The 15,933-nt window shown below is 73.2% G+C and carries 15 protein-coding genes; 2 read left to right on the plus strand and 13 right to left on the minus strand.

Translation table 11 applies throughout. From position 1 onward, the window contains the following. Positions 1-5: 5 nt before the first annotated feature. From ACIP2X_RS28060 to infC, 10 genes are all read right to left on the minus strand, one after another. A complete protein-coding gene (locus tag ACIP2X_RS28060; RefSeq protein ID WP_401677696.1) occupies positions 6-551 on the minus strand; it encodes an NUDIX hydrolase in 546 nt (181 codons plus the stop codon). A 70-nt stretch (positions 552-621) separates the two neighbouring features. Then, positions 622-1,962, minus strand: coding sequence for a transcriptional regulator (locus ACIP2X_RS28065; RefSeq protein WP_401677699.1), 1,341 nt, complete (start codon positions 1,960-1,962; stop codon positions 622-624). A gap of 202 nt (positions 1,963-2,164) precedes the next feature. Continuing rightward, positions 2,165-3,157: a PP2C family protein-serine/threonine phosphatase gene (locus ACIP2X_RS28070; protein WP_401677702.1), complete on the minus strand. Its 993-nt coding sequence runs from the start codon at positions 3,155-3,157 to the stop codon at positions 2,165-2,167. A 210-nt stretch (positions 3,158-3,367) separates the two neighbouring features. Next, a complete protein-coding gene (gene pheT / locus ACIP2X_RS28075) occupies positions 3,368-5,893 on the minus strand; it encodes a phenylalanine--tRNA ligase subunit beta (RefSeq protein WP_401677704.1) in 2,526 nt (841 codons plus the stop codon). Next, positions 5,893-7,014 (minus strand): phenylalanine--tRNA ligase subunit alpha, encoded by a 1,122-nt coding sequence (gene pheS / locus ACIP2X_RS28080; RefSeq protein ID WP_401677708.1) that lies wholly within the window; start codon positions 7,012-7,014, stop codon positions 5,893-5,895. Before pheS ends, pheT begins: the two co-directional genes overlap by 1 nt. Before the next feature lie 126 nt (positions 7,015-7,140). Next, complete coding sequence (locus tag ACIP2X_RS28085) at positions 7,141-8,277, minus strand: ATP-binding protein (protein ID WP_401677711.1); 1,137 nt, start codon at positions 8,275-8,277, stop codon at positions 7,141-7,143. Between the two features lie 53 nt (positions 8,278-8,330). After that, positions 8,331-9,179, minus strand: coding sequence for a TrmH family RNA methyltransferase (locus ACIP2X_RS28090; RefSeq protein ID WP_401677714.1), 849 nt, complete (start codon positions 9,177-9,179; stop codon positions 8,331-8,333). 156 nt (positions 9,180-9,335) lie between these two features. Then, positions 9,336-9,719 carry a 50S ribosomal protein L20 gene (rplT, locus tag ACIP2X_RS28095; protein ID WP_004933571.1) on the minus strand — a complete coding sequence of 128 codons (384 nt, stop codon included), beginning with the start codon at positions 9,717-9,719 and terminating at the stop codon, positions 9,336-9,338. A gap of 97 nt (positions 9,720-9,816) precedes the next feature. Beyond that, positions 9,817-10,011, minus strand: coding sequence for a 50S ribosomal protein L35 (gene rpmI, locus ACIP2X_RS28100; protein WP_006607578.1), 195 nt, complete (start codon positions 10,009-10,011; stop codon positions 9,817-9,819). 111 nt (positions 10,012-10,122) lie between these two features. Beyond that, a complete protein-coding gene (gene infC / locus ACIP2X_RS28105) occupies positions 10,123-10,773 on the minus strand; it encodes a translation initiation factor IF-3 (RefSeq protein WP_401678300.1) in 651 nt (216 codons plus the stop codon). Between the two features lie 388 nt (positions 10,774-11,161). Here infC and ACIP2X_RS28110 point away from each other — a divergent pair, with 388 nt between their 5' ends. Then, positions 11,162-11,509, plus strand: coding sequence for a DUF1844 domain-containing protein (locus ACIP2X_RS28110; RefSeq protein ID WP_401677718.1), 348 nt, complete (start codon positions 11,162-11,164; stop codon positions 11,507-11,509). A gap of 40 nt (positions 11,510-11,549) precedes the next feature. Here the strand turns inward: ACIP2X_RS28110 and ACIP2X_RS28115 are convergent, their stop codons facing one another. Beyond that, positions 11,550-12,281: an SseB family protein gene (locus ACIP2X_RS28115; RefSeq protein WP_401677721.1), complete on the minus strand. Its 732-nt coding sequence runs from the start codon at positions 12,279-12,281 to the stop codon at positions 11,550-11,552. A gap of 56 nt (positions 12,282-12,337) precedes the next feature. On the opposite strand from ACIP2X_RS28115, the gene ACIP2X_RS28120 reads away from it, so the two are divergent. After that, positions 12,338-13,276: a serine hydrolase gene (locus tag ACIP2X_RS28120; protein WP_401677724.1), complete on the plus strand. Its 939-nt coding sequence runs from the start codon at positions 12,338-12,340 to the stop codon at positions 13,274-13,276. 199 nt (positions 13,277-13,475) lie between these two features. Here ACIP2X_RS28120 and mycP read toward each other — a convergent pair whose 3' ends face one another. Next, positions 13,476-14,648, minus strand: a complete 1,173-nt coding sequence (gene mycP, locus ACIP2X_RS28125) for a type VII secretion-associated serine protease mycosin (RefSeq protein WP_401677727.1) — start codon at positions 14,646-14,648, stop codon at positions 13,476-13,478. Then, positions 14,645-15,574, minus strand: coding sequence for a hypothetical protein (locus tag ACIP2X_RS28130; protein ID WP_401677729.1), 930 nt, complete (start codon positions 15,572-15,574; stop codon positions 14,645-14,647). The genes mycP and ACIP2X_RS28130 overlap by 4 nt, the downstream gene beginning before the upstream one ends. Positions 15,575-15,933 lie beyond the last annotated feature (359 nt).

Consider the following 15,933-nt stretch of genomic DNA (forward strand, 5'->3'; position numbering starts at 1 on the left):
TCAGGTCAGGGCAGGGCGTCCTGACCCAGCCGGAGATGGTGCAGCATCAGCAGCGCGGCCGCCATGTTGGCGGCCGGGACCTCGCCGCGGGCCACCAGGTCGGGGACGACCTTGAGGGGGACCCACTCCCTGCGGTCCGACTCGAAGTCGTCCACCGGGTGCCCGACGTACTCGCCCTCGTCGGCCCAGTAGATGTGGTGCCGGGCGTCGGTGAGGCCGTTGGACGGCTCCACACTCATCAGGTGCCGCAGGGGTCCCGGCCGCCAGCCGGTCTCCTCCTCCAGTTCCCGGGCGGCCGCCCGCGCGACGTCCTCGCCGTCCTCCACGACGCCGGCGGCCAGTTCGAACCCCCAGCTGTCGGTGATGAAGCGGTGACGCCACAGGAGCAGGACCTCGTTCGCCTCGTTCACCACCGTGGCCACGGCGACCGGCCGCATCCGTATCAGGAAGTGGTCGAGGTGCCGGCCGTCCGGCAGCTCCACATCGGCGAGGTTGACGCTGAACCAGCGGTTTTCATAGACAGTTTGTTCGTTCTGTTTCGTCCACTGCACGGTTCTGCCACCTTCCATCGAGTAAGTGGCAATATCGCAGCAGGGACCGCGGAGCAGGGATCAGTAGGGCCTACAGCGGTACACGCAGGGCGCCGTCGATGAGTTCGGCGGCCTCGGCCGCGCCCGTGCCGCCGCTGCGCGCCAGATGCTCGCGCACCGCACGGAGTCTGTCGCGCAGCCGCTGGGACTCCATGCCGCGGGCCTGCTCCGCCATCTGCACCGCGGTGGCCACCGCCTTCTCGGCGTTGCCCTGGCGCAGTTCGACGGTGCTGAGCATGGCGAGCCGGTGCACCCGGCCCCGGTCGTGGGCCGGGGTGTCCACGGCGGCCGCGGCGTGCTCGCCCGCGGCGGCCAGTTCGCCGAGGCTGAGCAGCGCCTCCGCCACCTGGACGTTGACCAGGCCCGGCTGGACATAGCCGGTCTCGTCGGGTTCGTGGCCGCGCCGGATGCGTTCGGCGGCCTGCTCGGCCCGCCGGATGCAGGACAGGGCGTTCGTACCGTCGCCGAGGTGGGCGTACGCCTTCGCCTGCATCGCGTGCAGGTCGGAGGCGAGGGCCGGGGTGATCTGCTTGCCGGCGGCGCGCAGCGCGGCCTCGGCGAAGGCGACGGCCTGGCGGTGCTCCCGCATGAACAGCGACTGGTTGACCAGCAGCGCGATCACATAGGCGCCGAGCCCCCGGTCGCCACTGGCCTTGGCGAGCCGCAGTGCCTGATGGAAGTAGCGCTGGGCGAGCCCGTGCGCGTCGGAGTCGTACGCGCAGATCCCGGCGATCGCCACCAAGCCACCCGTGGCGCGGTGGAGTTGGCGGCCGGTGGCGTCGGTGTAGCCGCCGCGCAGCAGCGGGGCCGCCTCGGCGTTCAGGAAGCCGACGATCCTGGCGCGGGTCGCTATGCCACCGGCCTTGCGGTACATCTGCTCGTAGTGGGCGCGGGCGGCGCGCAGCATGTCGAGGTCGGCGGGGGTGACCCGGTGCCGCCCGCCGCGCGAGACGTCCACGTCCTCCGGAGGGTTCTCCCACTCCCACACCGGCATCACCGCGGGCGTCCCGGTCACGGCCGGTGCGCCGAGGACGTGCGGCCGCTGCTGCTCGTCGGAGCGCCACAGGGCGGTGGCCCGCTCGACGAACCCGGACAGCGAGGTGGCGTGCGGGGTCGCCTCCTGACCGGGGACACCGAGGCCGATGTCGTCGAGGGTGACCGGGCGGTGCAGCCGGGCGGCGAGCACCTCGCAGATCAGGTCGGGCACCTGGCCGCGTGGCCGCTGCCCCTTCAACCAGCGGGCCACGGCGGTGTGTTCGTAGCGCAGCGCCAGCCCACGGGCGCGGCCGGCCTGGTTCACATGGGCCGCGAGACCGGCGTGCGAGATCCCCGCCTCGTCCAGGATCGCGTCGAGCAGAGTGTTGGGCTGCATGGGAGGCCCCCGGGTGATTCGGTGCCGACAGCGTAGTGAATCCGCCTTCACACGGGGTGTGAACGGAGTACGCGCATCCGCGGGGTGCGCGCGCTGTTGCGGAGGGTTTCCGACCGGTTGACTGAAATGCCTCGAAAGAGGCCGGCCGGGCCGCCGGCTCCCCCTCGTACAGTGCGGCGGCCCTGCCGGGGGCCTAGGGGCCCTAGGGGTGCGGGGTGGTCGCGTGCGCGGTTTCCCGTGCACCTGAAGGGCGTTCGACGTCGCGTTCGTTGAGGAGTGTCAGGAGGGCCACGTCGTCGGGAGGGTTGCCGCTGGTGTGGCGTAGCAGGCGTCGGAACACGGTGCCGAGGACGGCCTGCGGTGCGAGCGTGCCGTCGCGGGCGGCCTCGGTCAGGACGTCCGCCAGCGGGAAGAACCGGCCGTGCCCGTCCCGGGCGTCCTCGGCCCCGTCGGTGAAGAGGAACAGCGCCTCGCCCGGGCGGAGTTCGCCGTGCCGTACGGCGGGCAGGTCGGCCGGCAGCGGGAACGGACCGAGCGGCGGCAGGGGTTCGGCCCGCGCCAGCGGTTCGGCGCCCGTCTCGCGCAGCCGGTACGGCCATGGATGCCCGCAGTTGAGCGCCCGCACCGCGCCGTCCGTGCCGATCTCCAGCAGCAGGACGGTCACGAACTCCTCGGCCTGCTCGATGCGGGGACGCCCGCGCAGATGCCGGGCCAGCGCACGGTCCAGCCGGTGCAGGACCCGGCCGAGTTCGGGCTCGTCGTGCACGGCCTCCCGGAAGCTGCCGAGCACGGCGGCGGCCGTCCCGAGCGCCTCCAGCCCGTGTCCGCGTACGTCGCCCATCACGACCCGCACCCCGTGCTCGGTGGCGATCACCTCGTACAGATCGCCGCCGACGGACGAACCGCGCTCGGCGGACAGCTGGGCGGCGGCGACGCCCAGCCCGTCGACGCGCGGGGGCAGTGGCCGTAACAGCGCGCTCTGGGCGGCGCGCGCGACCCGGCGCGCCTGCTTCAGCTCCCGCAGCAGCAGCCGGCAGACATGGAGGACGAGGCCCGTACCGACGGCGAAGAACACGGCGCTGGTGACGATCCGCGCGCCGAGGGAGCTCTGCCGGGCGAGCGGACAGGTCAGGTTGTACGTGATCGCCATGGCACCCCACACCGTGGGCAGCCCCAGGGCCCTGATACGGATCATGCGGGTGGCCTCCCATGCAGGCCGTGACAGCGCAGACCGACCCCGAAAGGCCGGTCCGATTCTGTCGCCGCACGACCCGGTAGGACCAGATCACCGGGACTTCCCACTCGAACGAGTGAGGTGGCCGTGCGGCCTCGAGGCGATGCCGGAAACCACGCGGCCGGCCACGGGAGCACCCGTGGCCGGCCGGTGGAACACCGTCCCGCTAGCTCATCCGCGCAGCACGGCCCCGGTGCGCTCCGCGGCCAGCGCCACCGCCGCGTCCCGCGCCGCCGACGCCTCGTCGACGGTCAGCGTCCGGTCCCCGGCCCGGAAGCGCAGCGCGTAGGCCAGCGACTTCCGGTCCGCGCCGAGCTGCTCGGCGTTCTCGTACACGTCGAACAGCCGGATGGACTCCAGCAGTTCACCGGCGCCCTCGCGCAGCGCGGCCTCGACGTCCGCGTGCGCGACCGTCTGCTCGACGACCAGCGCGACGTCCTGCGTGGCCACCGGGAAGGAGGAGATGCCCGGCGCCTGCGGGGTGTCGTCCCCGGCCCGCTCCAGGGCGTCCAGGTCCAGCTCCATCGCGCAGGTGCGCGCGGGCAGGCCCAGCGCCTTCAGGACCCGGGGGTGCAGCTCTCCGGCGTGCCCGACGACCCGCTCGGCGCCGTCGACGGTGATCACGAGCTCGGCGCAGCGGCCCGGGTGCCACGGCCCGTACCGGCCGCCGCGCACGACGAGTTCGGCGCCGGCCTCACGGGCGACCGTGCGCGCCGCCTCGACCGCGTCGGCCCAGTCGCCCGGACGGCCCTTGCCCCACCAGCCGGCCTGCTCGCGGGCGCCCGCGAGGACGACGGCGACATGGCGCGGCTGCTCGGGCAGCACGGCGTCGAGCGCCGCGATCTCCTCGTCGGTGGGACGACGGTCGACCGGCAGATGGGCGGCGGAACCGCTGCGCTCCGCGCGCGGCAGGAAGACCAGGCCGGTCTCGAACAGCGCGAGGTCGTGCGAGCCCCGGCCGTCGTTGCGGCGCAGCGCGCCGAGCAGGCCCGGCAGCAGCGACGTACGAAGCGCGGGCTCCTCGTCGTTGAGCGGGTTGACCAGCTTGACCACGCGGCGGGCGGGGTCGTCGGCGTCGAGTCCGAGCTGGTCGAAGACCTGGTCGCCGACGAACGGGTAGTTCGGCGCCTCGACGTAGCCGGCCCCGGCCAGCGCCCGGCCGACCCGGCGGTGCAGCCGCTGCCGGTGCGTCAGACCGCGGCCCGAGGTGGGCCTCGGCAGCGTGGAGGGCAGGTTCTCGTAGCCCTCCAGGCGGATGACCTCCTCGGCGAGGTCGTTCTGCTCCAGGAGGTCGGGCCGCCAGGACGGCACGGTGACGATCAGCTCGTCCTGCCCGTACACGTCGCAGCCGACCTGCTGCAGGCGCCGCACGACCGTCTCGCGGCCGTAGGCGACGCCCGCGACCTTGTCCGGGTGGTCGGCGGCGACGGTGATGGTGTGCGGCGCGGACGGGGCCATGATCTCGGTGACCCCGGCCTCGGCGGTGCCGCCCGCGAGCAGCACCAGCAGATCGACCGTGCGCTGCGCGGCCGCGGACGCCGCCTGCGGGTCGACGCCGCGCTCGAAGCGGCGGGACGCCTCGGAGGACAGCTTGTGGCGGCGGGCGGTGCGGGCGACGGAGACCTCGTCGAAGTGCGCGGCCTCGATCACGACGTCGGTCGTGCCGCCTTCGGCGTCCTCGTGGTCCGCGTGGTCGGCGATCTCCGTGTCGGCGCCGCCCATGACGCCCGCGAGCCCGATGGGGCCACGGTCGTCGGTGATCACCAGGTCCTCGGCGTGCAGCTTCCGCTCCACCCCGTCGAGGGTGACGATCTTCTCGCCCTCGGCCGCCCGGCGGACGCCGATGGTGCCCTGGACCAGCGCGCGGTCGTAGGCGTGCAGCGGCTGGCCGAGCTCCATCATCACGTAGTTGGTGACGTCGACGGCGAGCGAGATCGGCCGCATGCCGACCTTCTGCAGCCGGCGCCGGAGCCAGATCGGGGAGCGGGCCTCGGGGCGCAGCCCGGACACCGTGCGGGCGGTGAAGCGGTCGCAGCCCATCGGCTCCGAGACCTTCACCGGGTAGCCGTAGGCGTTGGGCGCGGGCACGTCGAGCAGGGCCGGGTCGCGCAGCGGCAGGCCGTAGGCGATGGCGGCCTCGCGGGCGACACCGCGCAGGGACAGGCAGTCGCCGCGGTTGGCGGTGACGGCGATGTCCAGCACCTCGTCGACCAGCTCCAGCAGCTCGATCGCGTCCTTGCCGACCTCGGTCTCGGGCGGCAGCACGATGATGCCCTTGGTGCCGTCGTCGCCCATGCCCAGCTCGTCGCTGGAGCAGATCATGCCGTGCGAGGTCTTGCCGTAGGTCTGGCGCGCGGAGATCGAGAAGCCCCCGGGCAGGGTGGCGCCGGGCAGCACCACGACGACCTTGTCGCCGACGGCGAAGTTGCGGGCGCCGCAGACGATCTCCTGGGGCTCACCGCTGCCGTTGGCCGAGCCGACGTCGACGGTGCAGAAGCGGATCGGCTTCTTGAAGCCCTCCAGCTCCTCGACGGTCAGCACCTGGCCGACGACCAGGGGGCCCTTGAGGCCTTCGCCGAGCTGCTCGACGGTCTCGACCTCCAGTCCGGCCGAAATGAGCTTGGCCTGCACGTCACGACCGGTCTCCGTCTCCGGCAGGTCGACGTACTCCCGCAGCCAAGAAAGCGGGACCCGCATCAGATCTCCATCCCGAACGGCCGGGTGAACCGGACGTCACCCTCGACCATGTCTCGCATGTCCTCGACGTTGTGGCGGAACATCAGCATCCGCTCGATGCCGAACCCGAAGGCGAAGCCGCTGTACTTCTCCGGGTCGACGCCGCAGGCCTTGAGCACCCGCGGATTGACCATGCCGCAGCCGCCCAGCTCGATCCAGCCCTCGCTGGAGCAGGTGCGGCAGGGCCGGTCCGGGTTGCCGACGGACTCGCCGCGGCAGACGTAGCACACCATGTCCATCTCGGCGGACGGCTCGGTGAACGGGAAGAAGTTCGGCCGCAGCCGGGTCTTCATGCCCTCGCCGAACAGCGACTGCACCATGTGGTCGAGGGTGCCCTTGAGGTCGGCCATGGTCAGGCCCTCGTCGACGGCGAGCAGCTCGACCTGGTGGAAGACCGGGGTGTGCGTGGCGTCCAGCTCGTCGGTGCGGTAGACGCGACCGGGGCAGATCACGTACACCGGCAGGTCGCGCTCCAGCAGGGAGCGGATCTGCACCGGCGAGGTGTGGGTGCGCAGCACGACACCGGACTCGGAGCCGCCGTCCTCGCCCTGCACGAAGAAGGTGTCGGCCTCACCGCGCGCCGGGTGGTCCGGGCCGATGTTGAGGGCGTCGAAGTTGAACCACTCGGCCTCGGCCTGCGGGCCCTCGGCGACCTCGTAGCCCATGGCGACGAAGACGTCCTCGATGCGCTCGGAGAGCGTGGTCAGGGGGTGCCGGGCGCCGGCCGGCACGCGGTCGTGGGGGAGCGTGACGTCCACGGCCTCCTCGACCAGCACCCGGGCGTCCCGCTCGGCCTCCAGTTCGCTCTGGCGCGTGGCCAGGGCCTTGTTGACCGCGCCCCGTGCCTGGCCCACCAGCTTGCCGGCGGCGGCCTTGGCGTGCGGGGGCAGGGCGCCGATCTCGCGGTTGGCCAGCGCCAGCGGGGAGGTGCCGCCGGTGTGGGCGACCTTGGCCTCCTGGAGCGCGTCGAGGGAGTCCGCGGCGGCGAAGGCGGCGAGCGCCTCGTCCCGCATGCGCTCGATCTCTTCCGGTTTCAACGCCTCGACCTCGACAGGGTCGTACGACTTATTCGGTGCCGACATCTCTTCCCGTGCTTCCGATTGGCTGGCTGAAGTCCCCGTCACCGACCGGACGGGCCGTCCGTGGGACACAAAGGTGCCAAAGGCCGAGTCTAACGGGGTGGGGGTGTACGCATGCGCCCGTGGCCGTCAGGCGAGATACGCCGGCGCCGCCACGGGCAACGTAAATCGGAACTCGGCGCCGCCGTCGGTGGCGCGTCCGACCGTGATGGTGCCGCCGTGGGCCTCGACGATGCCCTTGACGATGTACAGCCCAAGGCCCGTGCCGCCGCGCTTGCTGCCCCGCCAGAAGCGGGTGAAGACGCGGTTCATGGACTCCTCCGGGATGCCGGTGCCCTCGTCGCTCACGGTGACCGACGTGCCGGCGTCCTCTCCTTCGCGCGGGGACGCGGTGGGCGTGATGTCGATGGTGACGGTTCCCTCGCCGTGCCGCACCGCATTTTCGATGAGGTTGCTGAGCACCTGGTCGATCTTGTCGGGGTCGGCCCACAGCGCGGGCAGCGGTTGCTCCAGGCGCAGCAGGAACCGGTCGGCGCTCAGGCCCGCCGCGACGTACGCCTGGATGTGCCGGCCGACGGCGGCGCCGATGTCGACGGGCTGGCGGCGCACCTCCAGGCGGCCCGAGTCGATCCGGGAGATGTCGAGCAGTTCGGCGATGAGCCGGGTGACGCGGTCGGCGTCGGCGTCGACGGTCTCCAGCATCAGCCGCTTCTGGTCGTCGGTGAACCTCTCCCACTTGGCCAGCAGCGTGGCCGTGAACCCCTTGACGGAGGTGAGCGGCGAGCGCAGTTCGTGGGCGACGGTGGCGATCAGCTCGGCATGGCTGCGCTCGGTGCGGCGGCGGGCCTCGGTGTCCCGCAGGGAGACGACGACCCGGCGTACGGGTCCGGTGGGTACGTCGCGGACGTAGCGCGCCGAGACGAGCACCTCCCGGCCGCCCGGCAGCAGCAGGTTCCGCTCGGGCTGCCGGACCCGGGTGGCGAGGCCGCCGTAGGGGTCGGTCAGCTGCCACCAGCGCCGGCCCTCCAGGTCCTCCAGGGGCAGCGCCTTGTCGAGCGGCTGTCCGAGGGCGTCGGCGCCGCGGACGGCGGTGACGCGTTCGGCGGCGGCGTTGAAGCAGATCACGTGCCCGTTCTCGTCGGCGACGACGAGTCCTTCGGGCAGGTCGTCGGGGTGGATGCCGGGCTCGGCGAAATCACGGTCCCGGGACGCGGGCGGACGTCGCGCGTCCCGTCCCCCCGGAGCGCTGCTCGTGCCGACGCTCATCCGCGTACCCCACCTCTCAGACGGTGCAGGAGGCCCCCGAGCTGGTCACCCTACTAGCTCTTGGTGACGCTGCGGCAGCCTCCGGGGGCACGCTGTGCACGGGCCGACGCATACAGGCATACGGCCGCCGCGGTCGCGAGGTTCAGGCTCTCGGCCTTCCCGTGGATCGGGACGCGCACGACGGCGTCCGCGAGGGCGCGGGTCTCCTCCGGCAGGCCCCAGGCCTCGTTGCCGAAGACCCAGGCGGTGGGGCCGCCCATCGTGCCCTTGTCGAGCTCGTCGTCGAGGTCGTCCTGCCCGGCCCCGTCGGCGGCGAGGATGCGCACCCCGGCGTCCTTCAGCCCGGCGACGGCCCGCTCGACGGGCACCCCCACGGCGACCGGCAGATGGAACAGCGACCCGACGGAGGCACGCACCGCCTTGGGGTTGTACAGGTCCACGGAGGCGTCGGTCAGCACGACGGCCTCGGCGCCGGCGGCGTCCGCGCAGCGCAGCACGGTCCCGGCGTTGCCCGGGTCCCGCACGTGGGCGAGGACCGCCACGAGCCGGGGCCGGGCGGCGAGGATCTCCTCGAAAGGCGTGTCCAGGAACCGGCAGACACCGACCAGCCCTTGCGGCGTCACGGTCGTGGAGATGTCGGCGATGACCTCCTCGGAGGCCAGATGGACCCGGGCGCCGGTGTCGCGGGCACCGCCGATGATGTCGGCGTAGCGCTCGGCGGCCTCGACGGTCGCGAACAGCTCCACGAGGGTTTCCGGTTGCGCTCCCGCCTCCCGCACGGCCTGCGGCCCCTCCGCGAGGAACAGCTGCTCCTTGCCCCGGAAGTTCCGCTTGGCCAGCCGCCGCGCGGCCAGGACCCGGGGGGAACGGGGGGAGATCAGCTCGGGGCTGACGGGCGACATCTCGGCTCACCTTCACAACGGCTACTCGGCCGCGGCGGTGCCCCACCACGACGGCCCGGTCCGGGGGTGCCGGACCGGGCGCTGGTCACAAGAGAACGGACCCGCAGGGAGAACCCACGGGTCCGTCACGTCACGTCGGCTCGGGCCGGCGCAGCCTCACGCGGCCTTCGGCGCGTTGACGTCCGCCGGCAGCGCCTTCTGCGCGACCTCGACGAGCGCGGCGAACGCGGTGGCGTCGTTCACGGCGAGCTCGGCCAGGATCTTGCGGTCGACCTCGACGTTCGCGGCCTTCAGACCCTGGATGAAGCGGTTGTACGTGATGCCGTTGGCGCGGGCAGCGGCGTTGATGCGCTGGATCCACAGCTGGCGGAAGTCACCCTTGCGCTTCTTGCGGTCGTTGTAGTTGTAGACCAGCGAGTGGGTGACCTGCTCCTTGGCCTTGCGGTACAGGCGCGAGCGCTGACCGCGGTAGCCGGAGGCCTGCTCGAGGATCGCCCGGCGCTTCTTGTGGGCGTTGACTGCCCGCTTGACGCGTGCCACTTTTTAACTCCTTGTAGCGGGGCCGTGGTGGTCCTCACACGGCCCGGAATCGATGGGGTCCCGGTCCAGACGTACGGCGCTCAGTGGCGCCCGTACGTCACTTGCCGAGAAGCTTCTTGATCTTCGCGGCGTCGCCCGGGGCCATCTCGGCGTTGCCGGTGAGGCGACGCGTCACGCGGGACGACTTGTGCTCGAGCAGGTGGCGCTTGCCGGCGCGCTCACGGAGCACCTTGCCGGAGCCGGTGATCTTGAAGCGCTTGCTGGCACCGCTGTGCGTCTTGTTCTTCGGCATAGCGCCGTTCTCTCCTCGTCGGTGGCGCTCCGGTGCCCGGTCGCGAAAACCGGGCACGGTGGAGCGTCGCTCTTGTTTCGGTTGCATCCTGGGGACGTGGGTCCCCGGGGGTCACGCCTCGGCGGGAGCCTCGGCCGGGGCCTCGGCCGAAGCCTCGGCGTCCGCAGCGTTCTGCGACTTGCCGGGGTTGGCCTTCGCTTCGGCCTTGCGGGCCTCCTGCGCCTGGCGAGCCTCGGCCATCGCCTCGGTCTTCTTCTTGTGCGGACCGAGAACCATGATCATGTTTCGGCCGTCCTGCTTCGGGTTCGACTCGACGAAACCGAGGTCCTGGACGTCCTCCGCGAGCCGCTGCAGCAGCCGGTAGCCGAGCTCCGGCCGGGACTGCTCACGGCCACGGAACATGATCGTGATCTTGACCTTGTCGCCCTGCTTGAGGAACCGGACGACGTGACCCTTCTTGGTGTCATAGTCGTGCGGGTCGATCTTCGGCCGGAGCTTCATCTCCTTGATGACCGTGTGCGCCTGGTTCTTGCGCGCCTCACGTGCCTTCATGGCCGACTCGTACTTGAACTTCCCGTAGTCCATGAGCTTGCACACGGGCGGACGGGCGTTCGCCGCGACCTCGACCAGGTCCAGGTCGTACTCCTGCGCAAGCTCCAGTGCCTTAGCGAGCGGGACGATGCCCACCTGCTCGCCACTGGGACCGACAAGTCGCACCTCGGGAACGCGAATCCGGTCGTTGATGCGGGGCTCGGCGCTGATGGATCCTCCTCGGTAGCACCACGCGACGGTCTGGCGGACAGCCGCGTAACGTCTTTGATCGTTAGACCTAACCGCGCCGAAGCACAAAAAATGCCCCGGACGATCACAGGCGGGGGCTCCTCGAACAACCGGAGCGACCGCCGCGGTGACCGCGGGGCGCACTTTCGGGCGGGTGCCGTCACAAAGGACGGGACCGCCTGACCGGTGACCCGCCGCCCGGGCAGGGCGGTCAGGTGGGAGTTCGAAGCCTCCACTTGTGGGTCGGGCTCGTGGTGCGGTGAGGCATACGTGTCCGACCGGTCGTTCCACCAGGCTAGCAGTCCTGGCCGGAATCGGCTAACCGAGGCCGACTGGGGCTGTTTCTCCCCGTGCACCTATGGTGAACGGCATGAGTGAAGAGACGCCCGACTTCAACGCCATGACCCGCGACATCGCCGAGGTCCCCGCGGTCGAGGTGATCGTGACGGTCGCCGTCAACCTGATGAGCGCGGCCGCGGTGAAGCTCGGCCTGACGGAGGACGGCGAGAAGCACAAGGACCTCGACGAGGCCCGCAAGCTCATCCACGCCCTCGCCGGGCTGCTGGACGGGAGCGCGACGGAGATCAGCTCGTTCCACGCGGCCCCGCTGCGGGACGGTCTGAAGTCGCTCCAGCTGGCGTTCCGCGAGGCGTCCGTCGTGCCCGACGAGCCCGGTCAGGGCCCGGGCGAGAAGTACACGGGCCCGGTCTACAGCTGAACCCGGCGCTCGGCGAAGTCACCCGCGCGCGTACCGCCGCTCACCCGCGCACGTACAGGGGCTCGCCCGGTGGTGTGGTCCCGGCCGGCAGCAGTGCCAGGTCGAGGCCGCGCACCAGGCGGGCCCTCAGCGTCTCGTCGGCGGCCATCCGCCGCGCCACCGAGCGGGCGGCCTCGGCCGGAGCGGCGGCCGGATCGAGGACGAGGGCCAGGGTGCCGTCCGCCTGACCGGGGCCCAGGTGGGCGCGGAGCACGGCGGGCTCGGCGGCGACGGCGTCCCGCACCGCCGCGACGACCGCGGGGTCGGTGAGGGGGTCCGTGCTCGTGCGTCCCTCGGCCAGCGCGAGCAGCGCGGGGCCGGTCAGTTCGAACGGCACGGGCCCGGCCAGGTCCAGCACCACCGTGTCCGCCCTCTCGTGCGCGGCGGCCTGGAGGGCCTGGTGCAGCGGTACGGCCACGGGGCGGGCCTGCGCGTCCCAGCGGGCCAGCGCCTCGGTGGACGTGAAGGCGGGCAGGGCGGTGCGGCCGCCGGCCTTCAGCGTCGGTACGGCCATGTCGCTGGTCTTCTCGCGGCGCAGTCCGTTCTCGTCCTCCTCGACCTCTCCGAGCACGGCGACCACGGGGACGAGCAGCCGGGCGCCCTTCAGCGCGGCCAGCACGGGTCCCACGGCGGTGCGGTCCTCGGCCCAGGCGGCGAGCGCGGCGCTCAGCGCGGGGTCGGCGGAGCCGTCGTCGTCGGAGAAGCCGGGGTCGGGAATGTTCTTGTTCGCCACGGTCACCGACCCTATCGGGGTGAGCCGGACGGCGGCGCGGCGCCCACCATGGAGGTATGGACCCTCCCCCGGGCCGTCGCGTCCTGGTCGGCGCCCTCGCCGCCGCGGTCGTCGCGCTGGGCGCCACGGCCGCGGACCCGGTGCGGGGGACGGCGTGGGCGCTCCCCGGGGCGCGGACATTGTCGTCGGCCGTGGCGCCGTCGGCGTCACCGAGGGCGAGCGGGGAGACAGCGGTGGACGGTGGGGCGTGGCCGACGGCGGATCGTGACGCCGCGCTGGCCCGGGCGATGGAGTCCGTACGGGTCGAGGCAGGGGCCGGGGTGTCGGTGGCGGTGGCGGATGAGGGCTCCGGCCGCAGTGCGGCGTACGGGAGCGGGTCCTTCGGCACCGCCAGCATCGTCAAGGTGAACATCCTGGCGGCGCTGCTGCTCCAGGCGCAGGACGCCGGGCGGGAGCTGTCGGCGAGGGAGAAGTCCTGTGCCGGCGCGATGATCGAGCGCAGCGACAACGACTCCGCGTCGGACCTGTGGCGCGCCATCGGCGCGGCACGGGGACTGGACGCCGCGAACGAGCGCTTCGGACTGACCGGGACCCGGGGCGACCGCAAGTTCGAGTGGGGGCTGACCAGTACCACGGCGACCGACCAACTCATCCTGTTGCGGCGGGTGTTCACGGCTGACTCGGAGCTGGGCGAGGCCTCGCGGGCGTATGTACGGGAGCTGATGGGCCGGGTGACGCGCGATCAGCGGTGGGGGGTGTCGGCGGCCGGGAGCGGATCCGGCTGGGCCCTCAAGAACGGCTGGCTGCCGCACAAGGAGACCGGGCGCTGGGACGTCAACAGCATCGGCCGGGTGACGGTCGCCGGGCGTCCCTTCCTGGTGGCCGTGCTCTCGGACGGCAACACGACCAAGGAGCGGGGCGTCGCGCTGGTGGAGGCGGTGGCGCGGGCGGCCGTATCGGTGTTCACCGGGCCCGCACCGGCGTCGCTCCGCTGAGCGCTCGCCAGGACCGCGAAGACCTACAGGTCAGAAGGCGTCGTACTCACGGCGGGCACGCCAGAGCACCACGGCCGAGACCAGGAGGAGGGGGCGTCTCACGGTGGAGGCGGTGGCGCGGGCGGGCGTGTAGGTGTTCACCGGGACCCCGCCGGCGTCGCTCCGCTGAGCGCGCGCCAGGGCCGCGAAGACCCACGGGTCAGAAGGCGTCGTACTCACGGCGGGCGCGCCAGAGGACCACGGCCGAGACCAGGAGGACGCCTCCCACGCTGCCGGCGAGGGGTCCGGCCCAGCCCGCGGTGTCGTCCTCGGGGCCGGCGGTGTCCGGGCCGGGGCCGAAGTACTTCTCCCCGTGCGACGCCGAGCGCAGGCCTTCCGGGTCCAGACGGCCGGCCTCCTCGATGGCGGCGGCCGGGTCGACGAAGCCGAAGCCCCGGGAGTCGTCACGGCCGTCCGCGGGGGCGTCCCGGGCGGTGTCCTCCAGGAGCCGCTTGATCTGAGCCGGGGTCAGGCCGGGGTGCGCCGCCCTGACCAGGGCTGCGGCGCCGGAGACGAAGGCGGCGGCGGCACTGGTGCCCCAGCCCTCGTAGTACTTGCGGTCCGGATCGGCGATGACGACGTCCACGCCGGGGGCGCTGACGGTGGCGTACCAGCGGCGGGTGGAGAAGGAGGCGCGGGTGCCCAGGCGGTCGACGGCGGTCGCGGCGATCACACCGGGGTAGGCGGCCGGATAGGAGATGTGGTCGCCCTTCTCGCCGCCGTTGCCGGCCGAGGCGACGACGACGGAGCCCTTCCTCAGGGCGTACTGGACCGCCTCGTCCTCGGCGGGTTCGGGGTGCGCGGAGGCCGAGTCGTCGCCGAGGGAGAGGTTGATGACGTCGGCTCCCTGGTCGGCGGCCCAGCGGATGCCGTCGGCGAGGGCGTTGCCGCGGGTCTTGCGGGCCTTGGCGCGGGCCGGGTCGTCGTCCTCCAGGATCACGCGGACGGGCAGGATCCTGGCCTCCGGTGCGATGCCCATGACGCCGTCGCCGTTGCCGTCGCCATGGCCGTGACCGGCGATGATGCCCGCCATGGCGGTGCCGTGCCGGGCCCAGGCCTCGTCCCCGCGGCCGGCGCCGAAGCCGACCATGTCCTTGGTGGCCAGCACGTTGCCCGCGAGGTCGGGATGGTCGCCGTCGACGCCGGTGTCCAGGACCGCGACGGTGATGCCGGCGCCCTTGGTGGTCCGCCAGGCGTCCTCGGTGTGCATGGCCTCCAGCGCCCACTGCTGACCGCGGATGCCGTCCGCGTGCGCGGCGGTGGGCGGGACCAGGGCGACGGAGGTGGCGAGGAGCACGCCGAGCAGTCCCGCCCCGCGGGTCCTGGGGTTCATGACGACCGCTCCGGTGACGACGTGACGGATTTGCGCAGGCCGCGCTCGACCCGGTCGGCGAGGCCCTTCGCCTCGTGGCCGAGGCCCGCCTGGGCGACGGCGCTGGTGGCACCGGAGCGCGTCGCGTCGGCGGCGGCCTCGGGCTCGTCGACGGTCCGGGCGTCGGCCCAGCCGGAGACGGCGTACACGACGACCGGGGCGTCGGTGAGCACCGACACCGTCCAGGAGGCCCGCTGCTCGTCGCCGAAGCCCGCGGCGACCGTGTCCCGCGCGGCGTACGGGCGGGGCATCAGGTCGCTGCGGCGGTCCAGGCGGTCCTTGTCGAAGCGGGTCTCCAGCGCGCGCATGGTGGCGGCGTCGGCCTTGGTGAAGAGCAGGCCGACGGTGGTGACGTAGCTCTGGGTGGCGTCGGTGTAGGTGGCGCGCAGCAGGCGCTCGCAGCCGGCCGGGGCGAGGGCCTTGCCCAGCAGCGGGTCGAGGGCGCCGGCGCAGTCGTCGTCCGGGGCGACAGCGATCCGTGTCCAGAGCCGGTCGGCTCCGCCGGGTCCCGCGCCGCGGCCCTGCACGGTGGGCGGGAACAGCTGGTCGACGGGCACGCTGTGCCAGAGGCTTCCGGCGGCCGCGTAGGTGCCCCGCTCGCCGCTGTCCCCGGAGTCGTCGGCCAGCCAACTCCCGGCCACGGCACCCCCGATGAGCCCGGCGCCGAGGACGAAGCAGACGGCTGCCGCGACGGTGCGCCGCCGGACGAGCGAGCCGGGCCGGGCGCCCCGCGCGCGGTCGTCGAACGCCTCCGGCTCACCGAGGCCGACGACGGGCCGCCGATGCCCGGTGGCGTGCCCGGCGCTCCAGGAGTGGACGGGGTTCGGGGTCACGGGCGCGGGGCCGCTCTCCGGCAGGACGGGGCGCAGCCGCCGGGTGGTCTCCACGGGGCCGGCTTCGGGCGCCGCGGCGGGGCGGTGCCCTGGACGGGGCGGGGCCTCGGGAAACCGGGCGTCGGACGCCCGGACGGGGCGCTGGCCTGGACGGGGCGGGGCGTCCGGGAGGCGGGCGTCGGACGCCGCGGCCGGACGGGGCGGGGCCTCAGGGAACCGTGCGTCGGACGCCGCGGCCGGGCGGTGCCCCGGACGGGGCGGGGCCTCGGGAAACCGTGCATCGGACGCCCCGACGGGGCGCTGGCCTGGACGGGGCGGGGCGTCCGGGAGGCGGGCGTCGGACGCCGCGGCCGGACGGGGCGGGGCCTCAGGGAACCGGGCGTCGGACGCCGCGGCCGGGCGGTGACCTGGAC

The organism is Streptomyces sp. NPDC089424 (assembly GCF_044749345.1).
Taxonomy (GTDB): Bacteria; Actinomycetota; Actinomycetes; order Streptomycetales; family Streptomycetaceae; genus Streptomyces.

Coding starts and splice junctions, on each gene's coding strand:
- mycP (WP_401677727.1), bottom strand. CDS start 14,648: ATGAACCCCAGGACCCGCGGGGCGGGACTGCTCGGCGTGCTCCTCGCC.
- pheS (WP_401677708.1), bottom strand. CDS start 7,014: ATGTCGGCACCGAATAAGTCGTACGACCCTGTCGAGGTCGAGGCGTTG.
- ACIP2X_RS28065 (WP_401677699.1), bottom strand. CDS start 1,962: ATGCAGCCCAACACTCTGCTCGACGCGATCCTGGACGAGGCGGGGATC.
- ACIP2X_RS28085 (WP_401677711.1), bottom strand. CDS start 8,277: ATGAGCGTCGGCACGAGCAGCGCTCCGGGGGGACGGGACGCGCGACGT.
- rpmI (WP_006607578.1), bottom strand. CDS start 10,011: ATGCCGAAGAACAAGACGCACAGCGGTGCCAGCAAGCGCTTCAAGATC.
- pheT (WP_401677704.1), bottom strand. CDS start 5,893: ATGCGGGTCCCGCTTTCTTGGCTGCGGGAGTACGTCGACCTGCCGGAG.
- ACIP2X_RS28110 (WP_401677718.1), top strand. CDS start 11,162: ATGAGTGAAGAGACGCCCGACTTCAACGCCATGACCCGCGACATCGCC.
- ACIP2X_RS28070 (WP_401677702.1), bottom strand. CDS start 3,157: ATGATCCGTATCAGGGCCCTGGGGCTGCCCACGGTGTGGGGTGCCATG.
- ACIP2X_RS28090 (WP_401677714.1), bottom strand. CDS start 9,179: ATGTCGCCCGTCAGCCCCGAGCTGATCTCCCCCCGTTCCCCCCGGGTC.
- ACIP2X_RS28120 (WP_401677724.1), top strand. CDS start 12,338: ATGGACCCTCCCCCGGGCCGTCGCGTCCTGGTCGGCGCCCTCGCCGCC.